Below are 16186 nucleotides of genomic sequence, written 5' to 3' on the forward strand. Positions count from 1 at the left end.
CACAGTGAAGTCACCATAGCCGGGCCGACGGACAAACGCGCCGACGCCCGGGGAATCCCGGCCGGCGCGCCCGGCCCCCGCGAGATCGCCGGCGCCGCCCTCCTTGGCGACGACCAGGGCATTCGGCGCTAGCGCAGCCCGTTGACCACGGCGTCGATTTCGGCGCGCCGTCGAGCGTCGTCCGGTTGCGCGAGGCCGACGACGACCACGCTCCTGCCGTCCTTGGTGAGAAGTGTCACCCGCAGGTACGACGGCCGGTTGACCACGTCGGTGTACGTCGCGCGGAGCGCGCGCGAATGCCCGGTGTACCCGCCGACGCTGAGCCAGCGGTCGTCGACGACCTCGACGGTGTCCCCGTGCAGCAGCAGCCGTCCGTACAGGTCGGCGAGGCCGATCGCGGCGGCCCTCGGGCCCAGGGCGGCCACCGCGTCGCTCGCGTTCCCGGGCCTGGTCATGACGAGCGCGCCGTCGTCCACGCCCGCCACGGAGGTGAAGCCGGTCACCGGGGGGACCACCCGCGGGGTCCATCCGCCGGGCAGGGGGTAGCGCACGCCCGCGACGGCGTCGGCGACCGCGGGCGGCGTCTCGGGGGAGCCCAGGGCGGTCACGGCGACCGCGACGGCGCCCGCCACCAGCGCCGCGCCGAGCGCAACCGCCACGGCCAGCAGGGCCGTGCGACGGGCCCACGAGGGCATCGCGACCCGCGACGGAGGCGCGGGCCTGCCGTACACGCGGGCCGAGGGCGGTAAGCCCTCCTCGTCCGGCGGGGGCCACACCGCATCGCCGTACGGCCGCCGTCCCGTGCGGTGTTCCTCCACGCCGCCTCCTCCCGGTGCACTGAGTATCGCCACCGGAGGCGCCCATCCGTCAACGAGCGCGGGCATTCTGACGTGAACCCGCGCGGCCGGGTCAGGCGGCGGAGGCGCGGTAGGCGGCCCACATCTCGCGCATGCGGACGGCCTGGCCCGCGGTGAACCGCGACATGCAGCGGTCGTGGGAGTAGTCCATGAAGTTGTGGAACGGGTCCTCACCGCCGCCGGGGCAGGTGTCCTTCTGGGCGGGGCAGCCCTGCGTGGGCATGGCTTCGGGCGGGGTGTCCTCGATGGAGTCCCCGGGCGGGGCGCAGCCGTTCTCGAAGGTGTGCAGCAGGCCGAACCAGTGGCCGATCTCGTGCACGGCGGTGTACCCCTGGGAGAAGTCGCGCAGGGAGCCTCCGGGCAGGCTGCGCCAGTCGATGACCACGCCGTCGTTGGCGGGCCTGTCGCCGTACCAGTGCGGGTAGGTCGCGTAGCCGAGCACCAGCTCGCCGAGCTGGGCGACGTACAGGTTGAGCGTCTCGGGGCCGCCCTTGCGCAGGTGCTGCTTCATGGCGGCCTCACTGACCAGGGGACGGCGGAACCACAAGGGGTTGGCGGTGTGCGTCACGCCGCGCAGGTCGAACCTGATGCCGGTGTCCACGCCGCCGAGCCGCCCGCCGTAGGCGGCGTTGAGCGTCTCGACCTGCGCCGTGATCGCGGCGGCGGGGACGACCTGCCGTCCGTCGGTGACGACGTGGACCCACAGGGGCACGGAGGTGGGGGTGGGCTCGCGCCGGATCCCGGGCGGTGCCGCGAGCCTGCGGCGCATGCCGTCGAGCATGCGGGCGGCGTCGGCCTGGTCCAGGGGGTGCGGCTCGGCGCGGCGCGGTCCGGCAACGGCGGCGCGGGAGCGTTCGCAGGAGCGGCCCGTGTCCGCGCGCGCGGCGCCGGACAGGCCGCCCCGCGGAGCCGGGCCCGCGAAGGAAACCACGCACGCCAAAGCAACGGCCACCGCCCGCCGCACCATGCACTCCCCCGTCGTCGCAGGTCAGAGTGACGACGCTAGTCGCAGTGCGCGTGATCGCCGGGGAACAACACACCCCTGCCGGCGGCGCGGCGCGCGGGCCGCGCGCCCGGCTCAGGCGTCGGGCTGCCCGCCCTTGGGGAGCCCCTCGTAGATCTCTTTGCACTCGGGGCACACCGGGTACTTCTTCGGGTCGCGGCTCGGCACCCAGATTTTGCCGCAGAGCGCCCGGATCGGCACGCCGGTCACCATGCTCTCGGTGATCTTGTTCTTGTCGGCGTAGTGGGAGAACCGCTCGTGGTCTCCTTCGTCACCATGCGAGAGGTTCGGCCGTACTTCGCTCTCTGGCAGGATCTTCGTGCTCACGGGACAAGAGTCTACGGGCGTGCCGGTACGGCCCGCGAAGCAGCGAGCCGTACCGGGGGGCGCGGGCGGTCAGCCGACGTGGACCGGAGCGCCCTCGGTCTTGCGGCCGGCCCTGACGAACAGGGCGAGCACGGCGGCCAGCACGGCGACCGCGACGCTGACGCCGAAGCCGAAGTGCATGCCGTCGAGGAAGGACAGATGGGCGGCCTGGGTCAGCGCGTCCGCGACCGGCTCGGGGGTGCCGGGGGGAACGGGCGCGACGCCGAGGGCGACCACGCTGCTCATCGCGTCCACCTGGCCGGGCTGGACGGGGATCTTGACGGCGGCGAGGTGGCCGGGCAGGACGTCCGCCACCTTGCCGGTGATGAGCGCGCCGAGCACGGCGGTGCCGAGCGAGCCGCCGACCTGCATGGCCGACTGCTGCATGCCCCCGGCGACGCCGCTGAGCCGCTCGGGCGCGTTGCCGACGATGACCTCGGTGGCGCCGACCATGACCGGCGACAGGCCGAAGGCGAGCAGCGCGAAGGGGATCGCGGTGTCGACGTAGCCGGCGTCGATGCCGAGGCGGGAGAGCAGGAACATCGAGACGGCGGTGATCATCATGCCGGCCGCGATCGGGATCTTCGGCCCGAACCTGGTCAGCAGGGCGCCGGCGAGCGGTGAGGCGACGATCATTCCCGCGCTCATGGGCAGCATGCGCATGCCCGACTCCAGCGGGGACAGGCCGTGCACGCCCTGGAAGAAGAACGTGAGGAAGAACATCGCGCCGAACATCGAGAACGCCATGAGGACCATCAGGGCCGTGCCGATGGAGACCGACGCGCTGCTGAACAGGCTCAGCGGCAGCAGCGGCTCGGAGGCGCGGGTCTGCCAGAAGAGGAACACCGCTCCGAGGACGACCGCCCCCGCGAGGAAGCCGAGGGTCTTGGCGTCGGACCACCCGTACTCCGGCGCCTTGATGATCGCCCAGACCAGGCAGAACATGGCGCCGGACAGCAGCACCACCCCCGGAAGATCGATCTTGGAGAGCGACTCGGCCCGGCTTTCCTTGATCACCCAGATGCCCACGATCAGCGCCACGACGCCGACGGGCACGTTGATGAAGAAGACCGACTGCCAGCTCACGTTCTCGACCAGCAGGCCGCCGACGATCGGGCCCGCCGCGCTCGACACGCCGATCGCGGCTCCCCAGATGCCGATCGCCATGTTGAGCCTCTCCGCCGGGAACGCCGCGCGCAGCAGCGCGAGGGCGGCCGGCTGGAGCAGCGCGCCGAAGAGGCCCTGCAGAACCCGGAAGGTGATCAGCATGCCGACCGAGGAGCTGAGGCCGATCGCGAGCGAGGTCAGGGCGAACCCGGCGATGCCCACCAGGAACACCGACTTGTGCCCGAACAGGTCGCCGAGCTTGCCCGCGGTGATGAGAAAGACCGCCAGAGCGAGCAGGTAGCCGCTGGTGACCCATTGCAGGTCGGAGAGCGACGCCCCCAGATCCTTGCCGATCACCGGGTTGGCGATGGCGACGACCGTGCCGTCGAGCATCACCATGATCACGCCGAGTGCGACTGCCAGCAAGGTCAGCCACGGATGGCCGTGGCCGCGGCGGGCGGGCGCGTCGCTGGGCGCCGCCAGCGCATGAGCCATGGAAGGGTCCCCCTGATTCGTCCAGTGGTCAACGAGCCGTAATTTATGGCAGTCAATGACAGATGACAAACGCTTTTATACGACACATCATGACTTGTGGCAGTATATGAAGTGAACGTCTCGGAGGAGGAGTAGGGGTGGGTCTAAGGGAGCGGAAGAAGCATCAGACCCGGCGGGCGCTGCTCGACGTCGCCTTCGAACTGTTCGCCGCCCAAGGCTACGAGGCGACCACGATCGACCAGATAGCGGCCGCGGTCGACGTCTCGCCGCGCACCTTCTTCCGCTACTTCGGCGGCAAGGAGGACCTGGCCCTCGACTACACCGCCGAGTACGAGGCCCTGGTCACCTCGGCGCTCGCGGCGCGCCCGGAGGACGAGCCGCCGTTCCGGGCGCTGGTCAACGCCTACCGCTCGTTCATCCACGAGATGCGCCGCACCGCGGGCGAGGAGGCCGAGCGCTTCGTCCTCCAGCGGCAGGTCATCGAGCGCAACCCGCACCTGTTCACGGCCGGCCTCGCCCGCATGACCGCCGTCGAGGCCAAGCTGACCGCGGAGATCGCGCGGCGCCAGGGCACCGACCCCGCCACCGATCCGCGCCCGCGGCTGCTGGTGGCCTTCGTCACGGCGGCGATCCGCGTGGGGTTCGAGTGCGACACCGCCGCACCCCCCACGCCGCCGGAGCTCTTCGGCAACCTCGAACGCGCGCTGTCGCTCACCGAGGAGGCGCTGGACCCCTCCTGGTGTCAGTTCAGCTTGGGATCGTCCGGGCAGGTCGCCACGAAGGCCAGTTCCCCCGGCTGACGCCGCAGCACCGACCGCCACAGGTTCGCCGGGCGGGAGTCGAAGGTGTCGCCGGGCTCGGCCTCCACGACGTACCACGAACCCTCGCGGATCTCGGCCTCCAGCTGGCCGGCGGTCCACCCGGCGTACCCGGCGAAGATCCGCATCTGGGTGATCTCGCCCGCGAGGATCTCCGGAGGCGCGTCCAGGTCCACGGTGCCGAGCTTGGAGACCGCCGAGCCGTCGGCGTGCAGCCTGCGCCACCCGAGGGGCTCCTGCCCGCTCGGCACCGAGGCCAGCGCCAGCGCGCTGTCGGTCTGCACCGGGCCGCCCTCGAACAGCACCGGGGGGCCGCTGACCAGAGGGTCCCACGAAGGGAGCACCTGGTTGACCGTGACCTCGCTCGGCCGGTTGAGCATCACGCCGAGGGTCCCCCCGTCCTCGTCGTGTTCGAGGATCAGAACGACGCCGCGCCGGAAGTTCGGATCGTCCAGCAGTGGCGTCGCCACCAGCAGCCCGCCGACGTAGATCGCCTCCGCCATGCATCCATCATGACGCGTGATGCCCCGAATGCGCGCCCACCCCCCGCCACTCCGCGCGCACTCGGCCTGCTCGGCCCCGGCATGTTACTTTAGGTAGGCGTACAGGCACTCTCCGTGTCAGATTCCCGGCATGGCGGGCCGTGCGCGCCCAGCACACGGCAGTGAGCAAAGGGAGAGAGCCCACATGAACCGCCTCATCCTCGTGGCGCTCATGGCGGTGGGCGTGGCCGTGGGGGTCCCCGCCACGCGCACCTCCCACGCCGCCGGCATCGGCGACGACGACCGCGACCGCGGCGCCCGCGTCGACGTCCGCGTCTCGCGGGTGCAGTGTCCCTCCAGCAAGGCCGAGGTCGTCATGACCGCCCCCCGCGACCACGGCACCGCCGAATACTCCGTGTACCGCGGCGACACGCTGGTGCGCAACGGCCTGCTCTGGCCGGGCGTCCAGCGCACGATCTCGGTGTACGTCGAGCCGCGCTCCACCGAGCGCATCGGCGTCACCGTCGCCGGCGAGGGCACCCGGCGCTACCAGGTCTGGTCGCGGTGCGACCTGCAGGAGCAGTCCTACGCCGAGTACCGCGAGTCCACCTACAGCGAGAGCTCCGAGGACGAGGAGCGCGGCGCCGGCGGGCACCGCGCCGAGAGCAGGCGGCCCTACCACTACAACCCGCTGATCCGCCCGTCCTACCGCGACCGCCTGCCGTACACCGGGCCGCCCGCCGACCTGTGGGGCAAGGTGGCCACGGCGGGAGGTCTGGTGATCTTCGGCGTGATGCTCTGGTACGTGGGCCTGGTCTGGCCGCGGCGCGCGCCCGCCGAGCCGCTCCTGCGCCCGCGCCCGCCGCAGGCCCCGCGCCGCCGCCCGGGCCCGTGACCCGGCGGCGGCCCGCGCTCCCGCCTACGCCTCGGTGAAGCCGCGGGCCTTGCCGCCCGCGGACTCCCGCACCGCCGCCGCCACCGTGGTCGCGACGTCGGGGTGGAAGACGCTGGGGATGATGTAGTTCGGCCCGAGCTCCTCCACCGACACCACCTTGGCCAGGGCGTTGGCCGCGGCGAGCAGCATGGCCTCGGTGACCGTGCGCGACTGGGCGTCCAGCAGGCCGCGGAAGACGCCGGGGAAGGCCAGCACGTTGTTGATCTGGTTGGGGTAGTCGGAGCGGCCGGTGGCGACCACGGCGGCGTGCTCCCTGGCGTCGTCGGGCGAGACCTCCGGCTCGGGGTTGGCGAGCGCGAACACCACGGCGGACTCGGCCATCGTCGCGATGTCGTCCCCGGTGAGGATGCCCGGCGCCGAGACGCCGATGAAGACGTCCGCGCCCTTGATCGCGCCGCGCAGGTCGCCGCCGTACCCCTCGGTGTTGGTGTTCTCGGCGATCCAGCGCAGCGAGACGTCCAGGTCGTCGCGGCCGAGGTGGACGGCGCCGAGGTAGTCGCAGACGATCACGTTGCGGGCCCCGGCGGCGAGCAGCAGGCGCAGCACGGCCGTGCCCGCCGCCCCCGCGCCCGCCAGGGTGATGCGGACGTCGGGCAGGGACTTGCCCACGACGCGCAGCGCGTTGGTCAGGGCGGCCAGCACGCAGATCGCGGTGCCGTGCTGGTCGTCGTGGAAGACCGGGATGTCCAGCAGCTCGCGCAGCCGCCGCTCCACCTCGAAGCAGCGCGGCGCCGAGATGTCCTCCAGGTTGATGCCGCCGAAGCCGGGCGCGATGGCGCGGACGATCTCGACGATCGTGTCGACGTCCTGGGTGTCCAGGCAGATGGGCCAGGCGTCGATGCCGGCGAAGCGCTTGAACAGCGCGGCCTTGCCCTCCATGACGGGCAGCGCCGCCGAGGGGCCGATGTTGCCGAGGCCGAGCACCGCGGAGCCGTCGGTGACGACCGCGACCGAGTTGCGCTTGATCGTCAGGCGGCGGGCGTCCTCGGGGTTGCGCGCGATGGCGAGGGAGACCCGCGCGACGCCCGGGGTGTAGGCCATCGACAGCTCGTCACGGGTGCGCAGCGGGACCTTGGACTGCATCTCGATCTTGCCGCCGAGGTGCATGAGGAAGGTGCGGTCGCTGACCTTGTGCAGGACGACGCCCTCCACGGCGTCGAGCGCGTCGACGATGGCCTGCGCGTGCTCGGTGTCCTTGGCGGCGCAGGTGACGTCGATGCGGAGCTTCTCGTGACCGGCGTTGGTCACGTCGAGGGCGGTGACCACACCGCCCGCGTTCTCCACGGCGTGGGTGAGCTGGCTGACGGCCTTGCCGCCCGCCGGGACCTCGAGTCTGACGGTGATCGAGTACGACACACTCGGCACGGTGGCCACGGGAATCCGCTCCTTTGCGGTACTTCAGATCCGCGCGCTCGGGTGTCCGGGGACGTGCATCCGGCTCGCCTGTCCCTCTGAAGGGCGCGGGGGCTTCCATCGTGCCAGACGCGGCCGGGCGGTTCCGCCACGCCCGGCACGCCGCCCGAGCCGTAGGGGTGACGGCTCGGGTGGCGAAGGCTCAGAACAGGGCGCTCGCGAGGGCCCTGCGCGCCTTGGCAACCGAGGGGTCGTCCGGGGGCAGGGCGTCGAAGAGGCCGAGCAGGTGGCGGCGGGCACGGTCGCGGTCGTCGCCGAAGGTGCGGCGGACGAGCGCGACGAGCCGGTCGAACGCCTCGTCCACCTTGCCGCCGAGCACCTCGATGTCGGCCGCCTCCGTCTGGGCCTCCACGTCGGCGGGCTCCTCGGACGCCCGGCGCAGGACGGCCGAGGGGTCCAGGCCCTGGGTGCGACGGACCAGGCCGACGCCGGCGAGGCCGATCTTGGCGTCCAGGTCGGCCGGGGAGCGGGCGAGCAGCCGCTCGTAGGCCGCGGCGGCGGCGTCGAGGTCGCCGTCCTCGACGGCCTTCTCGGCGGCGAGCAGGTCGGGGTCGACGGCGGGGGCCTGCGGCTCCTCGCCCCCTTCCTCGCCGGGCGGGGGGAGGTACTGGGCGAGGGCCGCCATGAGCTGGTCGAGCCACTGCCGCACCTGGGCCTCGGGCAGCGCGCCCTGGAACCCGGTGACGGCCTGGCCCTGGAAGACCGCGAGGACGGTGGGGATGCTCTGCACCTGCAGGGCGCCGGCGATCTGGGGGTTCTTGTCGACGTCGACCTTGGCGAGCACCCAACGGCCCGCGGCCTCCGCGGCGAGCTTTTCGAGGATCGGGCTGAGCTGCTTGCACGGCTGGCACCAGGTCGCCCACAGGTCGAGGACGACCGGGGTGCGCATGGAGCGCTCGATGACCTCGGTCGGGAAGGTGTCGTCGGTGACGTCGATCACCGCCGGGCCCGCCGGGGCGGCGGGGCCGCCTCCGGCCGCCGCCTGCGCCGCGGCCGCCTCACGGCGGGCCTGGGCTTCCAGTGCCTGCTTGCGGGCGCCGAGGTCCACGGCCCCCTGCAACGATGCCGGTCGAGTGAAGTCCGCTGGGCTCATAGTCCAATCCTGCCGCATCCCGCGTGTGCTCAGGGTCGCGGACCACCAGGTGCCGGACGCGTTCGCCGCGCGCCACCGAATGTCACGCCTTCGTCGCGGAAATCTCTCGGAACTGTCGTGGCGCGCGGTTATCGCCAACGATGGGCTCGGCATGACTTCAGCTCGCGTGGAGGTGGGTGTGAAACGCGTCATCGTGGTCTCCGCCGCTGCCGCCGTGTTCGCCGCGACCGTGGCGTTCCCGGCCCAGGCCGTTCCTACGACGGCCGAACCGGCGGCGACGACCCAGTACGTCGTCCTCTACAAGGACGGCGCCCCGGCGGCCGACGCCCAGAAGGCGATACAGGCCGCGGGCGGCACGATCGTCAAGGTGAACGCGGCCGTGGGCCTGGCCACCGTGACCACCGCGAACCCCGGCTTCGCCGCGGCGGTGACCGGGAGCGCGGCCATCGACGGCGTCGCCCACGACCGTCCCATCGGCAGCGTCCCCAAGGCGGCCAGGACGTCGCAGGCGGTCCAGCGGGCCGTCCAGTCCAAGGCGGTCGAGAAGGCGGGCCGGGGTGAGGGCGGTCCGCTCAGGCACGGCCGGTCGGTGAAGGCCGAGCCGCTGTCGGACCTGCAGTGGGACCTGCGGCAGATCCACGCCGACGAGGCGCACAAGTACGAACAGGGCGACCGCGGCGTCCTGGTCGGCGTCGCCGACACCGGGATCGACGGCTCGCACCCGGACATCGCGCCCAACTTCGACCGTAGGCTGAGCCGCAACTTCACCGTCGACATCCCCTACGACGCCAACGGCGCCGTGGTCGACGGGCCCTGCGAGGACGAGCCGGACCGGTCCTGCGACGACCCCAACGACGTCGACGAGGACGGCCACGGGACGCACGTCGCGTCCTCGATCGCCTCGCCGATCAACAAGCTCGGCATCGCGGGCGTGGCGCCCAAGGTGACGCTGGTCAACCTGCGGGCCGGCCAGGACTCCGGCTACTTCTTCCTGCAGCCGAGCGTGGACGCGCTGACCTACGCGGGCGACATCGGCGTCGACGTGCTCAACATGAGCTACTACATCGACCCCTGGCTGTTCAACTGCGCCGACAACCCCGCCGACTCCCCCGCCGACCAGGCCGAGCAGCGGACCGTCATCCGGGCCACCCAGCGCGCGCTGGACTACGCCCACCGCAGGGGCGTCACGCTGGTCTCCGCCGCGGGCAACGGCGCGACGGACTACACCAAGACCATCGTCGACACCGGCAGCCCGGACTTCGCGAGCGAGCCCGGCGAGGCGCCGCGCAGCCGCACGATCCCGCCGAGCTGCGTCTCCATGCCGAGCGAGGGCGAGCACGTCATCGCGGTGTCCTCGACCGGCGTCAGCAAGCGCAAGGCGTACTACTCCGACTACGGCGACGGGTACGTCGACGTGGCCTCCCCCGGCGGCGACGTATACGACACCCCCGGCAACACCCGGGACGTCACCAAGGCGACGCTGGCCGCGTATCCGAAGGCGCTCGCGGTCGCCAACGGCGAGATCGACGCCAACGGCGACCCGACCGTGAACTACGTCGTGAAGGACTGCGACGGCGCCACCTGCGGCTACTACCAGTACCTGCAGGGCACCTCGATGGCCTCGCCCCGCGCGACCGGCGTCGCGGCGCTGATCGTCGCCCGGTACGGCCACCGCGACCCGCGCCACGGCGGCAAGACGCTGTCCCCGGCCGTCGTCGAGACCGTCCTCAAGGCCACGGCCACCAGGACGGCCTGCCCGAACCCGCCCGCGTACACCTACACCCGCGTCCTGCCCACCGGGCAGACCGTCACCGCCACCCACACGTGCGAGGGCGGCCGGGCGTCCAACGGCTTCTACGGCAAGGGCATCGTCGACGCCCTGCGCGCCGTGGGCCGCTAGCCGGGGTCACACCCGGCCACGTCTCCCGGGCCGGATCACCGCGGGCCCGCGCCCCGGTGGTCCGGCCCGGCCGCGTCCTCGGCCCCGTCGAAGTCGCCCGCCGCCACGCGCAGCGTGCGCAGCATGGCGAACATCTCGGCGAGGTCGGACTCGGCGTACATGTCCATGAAGAAGCCGGCCTTCATGAGGTCGGCGGTGGCGCGGCCGACCGCCTCCCGTCCCTTGACGGTGATCTCGGCGAGCACCCCGCGCCCGTCCCGGGGGTTTCGCCTGCGCAGGACGAGCCCGGCGCGCTCCAGCCGGTCCACCGTGTTGGTCACGCTGGTGGGGTGGACCATGAGCCGCTCGCCGATGCGCGACAGCGGCAGCGAGCCGGTCCTGCTGAAGGTCAGCAGCACCAGGGCCTCGTAGCGCGCGAAGGTCAAGTCGTGCGGTTTGAGCAGCGTGTCCAGTTGCCCGAGCAGGATCTGGTGCGCTCTCATGATCGATGTCACGGCCGCCATGGCGGAGGACGGCCCGAAGTGGACGCGCCACGTCTCCGCGGCGCGTTCGATGGGGTCGAAAGGCAGATTCAGCGGCTTCGGTACACCGGTGGACACACCGCTACGCTAGCGCCTGCGCGGACCGCCTGACGCAGGGTGACCGACCTCCACGGGTTCCCCAAGAACCGGGACGACAAACATCACGCTCCGTTATGGTTGACGTCTCAAGAGGTGAGGCGCGGCAAAGCCCGGTCCAAACATGGGGAAGGCCGCGCCGGCGACGCGAGGCACGCCCAGGCGAGCCCGTGGACGTCCGGCGCCGGCCGATGGATCGGGCACGGGGGCCAGGGGGGCCGGCACCGGTGCCGAGAGCGCCGCTCACCAGGCACGGGGGGTCCGTTATGAAGAGCATGTGCGCACGGGCGGCGCGGCCGGTGGTCCGGCCCGCGCGGGTCCGTGCTTGAGCAGAGGGGCGTTTCACGCGAGGAGCTGAAGCACAGCGCGCTCGTGGCGGTAGGAATACTGCTCGCGCTGGGCCTGCTCGCGGCGTGGAGCGTCCTGGTTCCCGGCGTCTCCGCCTGGGAGAACGTCGTGGTCGCGGTGATCGGCTCGCTACGGCTGACCGGGCCGGTCGCGGCGGCCTTCGCCGCCTGGGTGGCCGTGCGCGGACGCCGCGCGGCGCCCCGGTGTGCGCCGGGCGCCTGGCGGGTGCTGAGGGCGCCGCTGGCGATCCTGGCCGTCGTGACGGGGTCCTTCGGCGCGACGGTGACGCTGATCGCCATGAAGGCGTTCGTGACCGAGCAGGCGGGCCATCTGGCGCCCACGGGGCTGGCGGTGGGGGCCGCGGGGCTCGGGCTGTACGCGATGCTCGGATGGGTCGCCGGCTGGGCCCTGCCCTGGCCGGTCACCCCGCCGCTGGCGGGCGTCGCCGCCTACGGCCTGCTGACGGCGCTGCCGCAGGCGTCTGCCTGGGCGGCGAGGCTCGCGCCGGTCACCGCCGGGCCGTACGACCCGTTCGAGGGGCTGAGCCGGACGGCGTTCGCCGGCCAGGCGCTGTGGCTGCTCGGCCTCACCGCCGCCCTGCTGCTGGTCTGGGCGGCCGTGGTCACCGGGCGCGCGTGGGCCGTGGCCGCCGCGCTGCTGGCCGTCCTGGCGGCGGGCACGGGCATGACGCGGCTGCTCGCCGAGCCCGGGGCCGTGGCGGCGAGCGCGCCCACGACCTCCGCCTGCCAGCAATGGCCGATCACCGTCTGCGTCCGTCCGGGCGCGCGGGGCGGGCTGACCGAGCTGAGCGCGGCGTTCACCACCCTCGCCGCCCGCCTGACCGGCACGCCGGGCGCGTTCTCGCGGGTGGAGCAGCGCTCGCCCGCCGACACCGGCCTGCCCGCGCCGGGCGTGGTGCCGATCCACGTCGACGACCTCACGCCCGGGTTCGCGGCGCGGGCCGCCGGCGCGTTCGTCGAACGGCTGGCCCGGCCGTGCGGGGGCGCGCCCGGGGAGGGCTACCGCGCGATCGTGACGGCGTGGCTGCGCGGCGACCCGCTGCCGAGCGGCCCGCTGCCCGGCCATCAGGCGGCGGCCTCGTGGTTCTCCGGCCTGACCGAGAGCCAGCGCCGCGACTGGCTGCGCATGTTCTACACCGACTTCGCGACGTGCGGGCTGAAGGCGTCGCATTTCGGCGGAGGGGCCGCGGCGCACGCGGCCGGGCGCCGGGCGATGACGGCTCCCCTGCCGCCGCGCAGGACGACGGCGGGGTATCCCGCGGGCTCGCCCGTGCCCGGTCCTCCCTATCCGACCACGCCGAATCCGACCAGCCCGTAACCGGCCGCCCTCGGCCGGGCCACCCCGGCCACCCCGGCCACGCCGTATCCGCGCACGCCAGGCCGCCGGCGTGCGCGGGCGGACGACACCCCTGGTGCGGGCGGGGATCCGCGCCGATGCCGGGTGCCGCCCATGATGTGAGAAAGGTCGCATCCCGGGAAGGAGACGGGACGTGAACCGTCAGACGTCGACCCCCCAGACCGTGCCCGGCGCCGAACCGGTGGAACGCCGCCGCAGGCGCGGATGGCGCCTGCTCGCGGGCGTGCTCACGGTGCTGGTCCTGCTCGTCGTGGCCGCCCGGCTCACCTGGTCGTACCTCGACCCCTTCGGCGAGACGACCGTGGACCGCAGCCAGCCGGTGCTGCTGCAGTCCATCCAGAACATGAGCCGCTTCGAGGCCGCCAGCGGCAACTTCCAGGTCATCGTGGACCTGGAGAAGGACGCCGCGTTCCTGCCCGACGCGATCAAGGGCTCGCGCACCCTGTTCGTCGGCGCCGGCAGCGTGGACGCCTACGTCGACTTCTCCGGCCTGCCCCGCGACGCGATCACCGTCTCCGCCGACCGCACCGAGGTGAGCGTGCGGCTGCCGCGCGCGCAACTGGAGAAGACCAACCTCGACAACAAGAAGTCCTACGTGTACGCCCAGCAGCGCGGCATCCTGGACCGCGTCCAGGAGATGCTGTCCAGCTCGCCGCGTAACCAGCAGGAGCTGTACGTCCTGGCCGAGAAGAAGATCGCCGAGGCCGCCCTGGCGAGCGATCTGCGCGCCCGCGCCGACCAGAACACCAAGCTGATGCTGGAGGGAATGCTGAAGTCCCTCGGTTTCACCAAGGTCACGGTGAAGTTCGCCGACGAGCGCTGACGCCGGCCGCCACCCCCGCGCACCGGAGGTCACGGCAGGAGCGGGGCCGGATCCGCGAGAAGGACCCGGCCCCGGTCCGCCGTCCCGCCGATGGGTCCGGCGGGCCCCCGTGCCCGGTCACCGAAACGGTCTCCCCCGTCTGCGCGGCCGCTCCGGCGCCCCGTTCCCCGTTCGAGGCGCCCCTTCGCCGCGCCGGATGCGTTCCGGCGGCCCTGGCATGCGTAAGGTTTGCAGTGTCCTGTGATCCCTGGCAATGAAATGTGCGGGGATGGGATGCTGGGATGCTGAAATCCACCATGAGCTGCACCGTTCGCTGACCTGCTGGGACAGGGATGGGACAGTCCTCTCACAGCGCTCCGGGGTCCGGCGGCGGCTCTTCCCCTGAGATGTGAGGGAACGATGACGCGTTCACGCGAAGCGGAGCAGTTCGCCGCGCGGCTCCGGATGCTCAAGGATCGGGCAGACCTCAGTTTCGAGGAACTGGCCCGGCGCACCGGGATCAGCCGGTCGAGCCTCCACCGCTACTGTTCCGGCGCCAAGCTCCCTCCCGGCTACGGCACCGCGCACACCATCGCCAAGGCGTGCGGCGCGAGCGGCGAGGAGCTCAGGGAGCTGCACAAGGCGTGGGCGCTCGCCGACGCGGCGCGCTCCGCGTCGTCCCCCGGGGAACGGGAGATCCCGGAGGACGGGGACGAGCCGCGGGCGGAGGAGACCGGACAGGCACCGCCCCCGGACGACGGCCGGACCGCCGACGAGGTCCCGGACGAGGGCGCGGACGCGGGCACGGCGCCGGTGGAGGACTACGCCGACGGCAGGACGGGCCAGGACACGGGCGCGGCGCCCGAGCCGGTGGCCACCGCGCCCCCGCCCCGCGTGCGCCGCCGCGTGCTGTTACCCGTGCTGATCGCCGTCGCCTCGGCGGCGGTCACCGCCACCGCGTTCACCGTGCTGCGCGACTCCGGCACACGCCCGCCCGCCGGGCCCACGATCCTGGGAGGCTGGACCTCCTCCCCCAAGGCCGTCCCCATCCGCGTCTACAACGCCGAGGCCGGCTGCAGGGACCGCGAGGACCACGTCCCCGCCTGCAGCCTCGGCCTGGCCCGCGACCCGCGACGCAAGTACGAGGCCGCCAACGTGGTCGGCCGCCGCGTCTGGCACGACGACGTGGTGTACGCCGACTGCCTGCTCTATGACGGCACCCGGGTGATCGACGAGTTCGGGGTCGCCACCACCCGGTGGTTCCGCGTGCGCCTGGACGGGGCGCCCGGCGGCGTGGCCTGGCTCCCCGCCGTGCGCACCATGGACGGCCCGGCGCTGCCGACCTGCGCCTGACCCCGGGCCTCAGGCGGACGGGACGGTGATGATCAGGGCGTCGCCCTGGCCGCCGCCTCCGCACAGGCCCGCCGCGCCGGTGCCTCCGCCCCTGCGCCGCAGCTCGTGGGCGAGGGTCAGGACGATCCTCGCCCCGGACGCGCCGATGGGGTGACCGAGCGCGATGCCGCCGCCGTTGACGTTCACCTTGTCCTGCGGCAGGCCGAGCTCCTTCGCCGACTGGAGCACGACCGCGGCGAACGCCTCGTTGATCTCGACGAGGTCGAGGTCGTCGGTGGTGAGGCCCTGCTTGCCGAGCGCGTGGCGGATGGCGTTGGCCGGCTGGGACTGCAGCGAGTTGTCCGGGCCCGCGACGTTGCCGTGCGCGCCGATCTCGGCGAGCCAGGTCAGCCCCAGTTCCTCGGCCTTGGCCCTGGACATGACCACGACCGCGCAGGCCCCGTCGGAGATCTGCGAGGCGGACCCCGCGGTGATCGTGCCGTCCTTGGCGAAGGCGGGGCGCAGCCGGGCCAGGCCCTCGGCGGTGGTGTCGGCGCGCACGCCCTCGTCGGTGGCGAAGACGACCGGGTCGCCCTTGCGCTGGGGCAGGGTCACCGGGACGATCTCGTCGTCGAACCGGCCGTCCTTGACGGCCGCGGCGGCGAGTTGGTGGGAACGGGCCGAGAAGGCGTCCTGCTCCTCGCGGCCGAGGCCGAGGCGGGTGTTGTGCCGTTCGGTGGACTCGCCCATCGAGACCTGGTCGAACACGTCGGTGAGGCCGTCCAGGGCCATCGCGTCGAGCACCTCGGCCCCGCCGTACTTCACGCCCTTGCGCAGGCCGGGCAGCAGGTGGGGGGCGTTGGTCATCGACTCCATGCCGCCGGCGACCACGATGTCGAACTCGCCGGCGCGGATGAGCTGGTCGGCCAGGGCGATGGCGTCGAGGCCGGACAGGCAGACCTTGTTGATCGTGAGCGAGGGGACGGTCATCGGGATGCCGGCCTTCACGGCGGCCTGGCGGGAGGGGATCTGCCCCGCGCCGGCCTGGAGGACCTGGCCCATGATGACGTACTGCACCTGATCGGGGGACACGCCGGACCGCTCCAGCGCGGCTTTGATCACCACGCCGCCCAGCTCGACGGCGGACATGCCCGACAGTGCGCCGAGCAGCCTGCCGATGGGTGTGCGGGCCCCCGCCACGATGACGGATCGCGACATGCG

15 protein-coding genes are annotated in these 16186 nt (G+C 72.9%); 6 read left to right on the forward strand and 9 right to left on the reverse strand.

The window, feature by feature from the left end:
• Positions 1 to 128 precede the first annotated feature (128 nt).
• From BJ982_RS35565 to BJ982_RS35580, 4 genes are all read right to left on the reverse strand, one after another.
• Positions 129 to 818, reverse strand: coding sequence for a hypothetical protein (locus BJ982_RS35565; protein ID WP_184887448.1), 690 nt, complete (start codon positions 816 to 818; stop codon positions 129 to 131).
• Positions 819 to 909: 91 nt separating this feature from the next.
• The gene (locus BJ982_RS35570; protein ID WP_239122731.1) at positions 910 to 1788 is read right to left on the reverse strand and encodes a zinc metalloprotease; all 879 of its coding nucleotides are present in this window, start codon (positions 1786 to 1788) and stop codon (positions 910 to 912) included.
• Positions 1789 to 1935: 147 nt separating this feature from the next.
• The gene (locus BJ982_RS35575; RefSeq protein WP_184887452.1) at positions 1936 to 2187 is read right to left on the reverse strand and encodes a DUF3039 domain-containing protein; all 252 of its coding nucleotides are present in this window, start codon (positions 2185 to 2187) and stop codon (positions 1936 to 1938) included.
• Positions 2188 to 2256: 69 nt separating this feature from the next.
• Positions 2257 to 3828 (reverse strand): DHA2 family efflux MFS transporter permease subunit, encoded by a 1572-nt coding sequence (locus BJ982_RS35580; RefSeq protein ID WP_184887454.1) that lies wholly within the window; start codon positions 3826 to 3828, stop codon positions 2257 to 2259.
• Positions 3829 to 3965: 137 nt separating this feature from the next.
• Here BJ982_RS35580 and BJ982_RS35585 point away from each other — a divergent pair, with 137 nt between their 5' ends.
• Positions 3966 to 4628, forward strand: a complete 663-nt coding sequence (locus BJ982_RS35585; RefSeq protein WP_184887456.1) for a TetR/AcrR family transcriptional regulator — start codon at positions 3966 to 3968, stop codon at positions 4626 to 4628.
• Here BJ982_RS35585 and BJ982_RS35590 read toward each other — a convergent pair.
• The gene (locus BJ982_RS35590; protein ID WP_184887458.1) at positions 4571 to 5149 is read right to left on the reverse strand and encodes a YqgE/AlgH family protein; all 579 of its coding nucleotides are present in this window, start codon (positions 5147 to 5149) and stop codon (positions 4571 to 4573) included. The two genes, BJ982_RS35585 and BJ982_RS35590, sit on opposite strands and share 58 nt — an antisense overlap.
• Before the next feature lie 184 nt (positions 5150 to 5333).
• Between BJ982_RS35590 and BJ982_RS35595 the strand changes: the two genes are divergently transcribed.
• On the forward strand, positions 5334 to 6023 hold the full coding sequence (locus tag BJ982_RS35595; protein ID WP_184887460.1) for a hypothetical protein: 690 nt from the start codon (positions 5334 to 5336) through the stop codon (positions 6021 to 6023).
• A 24-nt stretch (positions 6024 to 6047) separates the two neighbouring features.
• On the opposite strand, the gene BJ982_RS35600 is transcribed toward BJ982_RS35595, so the two are convergent.
• Both BJ982_RS35600 and BJ982_RS35605 read right to left on the reverse strand, forming a co-directional pair.
• Positions 6048 to 7457: an NAD-dependent malic enzyme gene (locus BJ982_RS35600; RefSeq protein WP_184887462.1), complete on the reverse strand. Its 1410-nt coding sequence runs from the start codon at positions 7455 to 7457 to the stop codon at positions 6048 to 6050.
• Between the two features lie 181 nt (positions 7458 to 7638).
• Complete coding sequence (locus BJ982_RS35605) at positions 7639 to 8589, reverse strand: tetratricopeptide repeat protein (RefSeq protein ID WP_184887464.1); 951 nt, start codon at positions 8587 to 8589, stop codon at positions 7639 to 7641.
• Between the two features lie 178 nt (positions 8590 to 8767).
• On the opposite strand from BJ982_RS35605, the gene BJ982_RS35610 reads away from it, so the two are divergent.
• Positions 8768 to 10489 (forward strand): S8 family serine peptidase, encoded by a 1722-nt coding sequence (locus tag BJ982_RS35610; protein ID WP_239122730.1) that lies wholly within the window; start codon positions 8768 to 8770, stop codon positions 10487 to 10489.
• Positions 10490 to 10524: 35 nt separating this feature from the next.
• Here BJ982_RS35610 and BJ982_RS35615 read toward each other — a convergent pair whose 3' ends face one another.
• Positions 10525 to 11088, reverse strand: coding sequence for a MarR family winged helix-turn-helix transcriptional regulator (locus BJ982_RS35615; protein WP_184887468.1), 564 nt, complete (start codon positions 11086 to 11088; stop codon positions 10525 to 10527).
• A 339-nt stretch (positions 11089 to 11427) separates the two neighbouring features.
• On the opposite strand from BJ982_RS35615, the gene BJ982_RS35620 reads away from it, so the two are divergent.
• The 3 genes from BJ982_RS35620 (at position 11428) to BJ982_RS38750 (ending at position 14986) form a co-directional block, all read left to right on the forward strand.
• Positions 11428 to 12792 (forward strand): hypothetical protein, encoded by a 1365-nt coding sequence (locus tag BJ982_RS35620; protein ID WP_184887470.1) that lies wholly within the window; start codon positions 11428 to 11430, stop codon positions 12790 to 12792.
• Between the two features lie 172 nt (positions 12793 to 12964).
• Positions 12965 to 13654, forward strand: coding sequence for a DUF4230 domain-containing protein (locus BJ982_RS35625; protein WP_239122729.1), 690 nt, complete (start codon positions 12965 to 12967; stop codon positions 13652 to 13654).
• 399 nt (positions 13655 to 14053) lie between these two features.
• Complete coding sequence (locus BJ982_RS38750; RefSeq protein WP_203958862.1) at positions 14054 to 14986, forward strand: helix-turn-helix domain-containing protein; 933 nt, start codon at positions 14054 to 14056, stop codon at positions 14984 to 14986.
• A gap of 9 nt (positions 14987 to 14995) precedes the next feature.
• On the opposite strand, the gene BJ982_RS35635 is transcribed toward BJ982_RS38750, so the two are convergent.
• Positions 14996 to 16183, reverse strand: a complete 1188-nt coding sequence (locus BJ982_RS35635) for an acetyl-CoA C-acetyltransferase (RefSeq protein WP_184889823.1) — start codon at positions 16181 to 16183, stop codon at positions 14996 to 14998.
• Positions 16184 to 16186 lie beyond the last annotated feature (3 nt).

It is taken from the genome of Sphaerisporangium siamense (genome assembly GCF_014205275.1).
Lineage (GTDB): Bacteria > Actinomycetota > Actinomycetes > Streptosporangiales > Streptosporangiaceae > Sphaerisporangium > Sphaerisporangium siamense.

Coding starts and splice junctions, on each gene's coding strand:
- BJ982_RS38750 (WP_203958862.1), top strand. CDS start 14,054: ATGACGCGTTCACGCGAAGCGGAGCAGTTCGCCGCGCGGCTCCGGATG.
- BJ982_RS35580 (WP_184887454.1), bottom strand. CDS start 3,828: ATGGCTCATGCGCTGGCGGCGCCCAGCGACGCGCCCGCCCGCCGCGGC.
- BJ982_RS35590 (WP_184887458.1), bottom strand. CDS start 5,149: ATGGCGGAGGCGATCTACGTCGGCGGGCTGCTGGTGGCGACGCCACTG.
- BJ982_RS35635 (WP_184889823.1), bottom strand. CDS start 16,183: ATGTCGCGATCCGTCATCGTGGCGGGGGCCCGCACACCCATCGGCAGG.
- BJ982_RS35605 (WP_184887464.1), bottom strand. CDS start 8,589: ATGAGCCCAGCGGACTTCACTCGACCGGCATCGTTGCAGGGGGCCGTG.
- BJ982_RS35595 (WP_184887460.1), top strand. CDS start 5,334: ATGAACCGCCTCATCCTCGTGGCGCTCATGGCGGTGGGCGTGGCCGTG.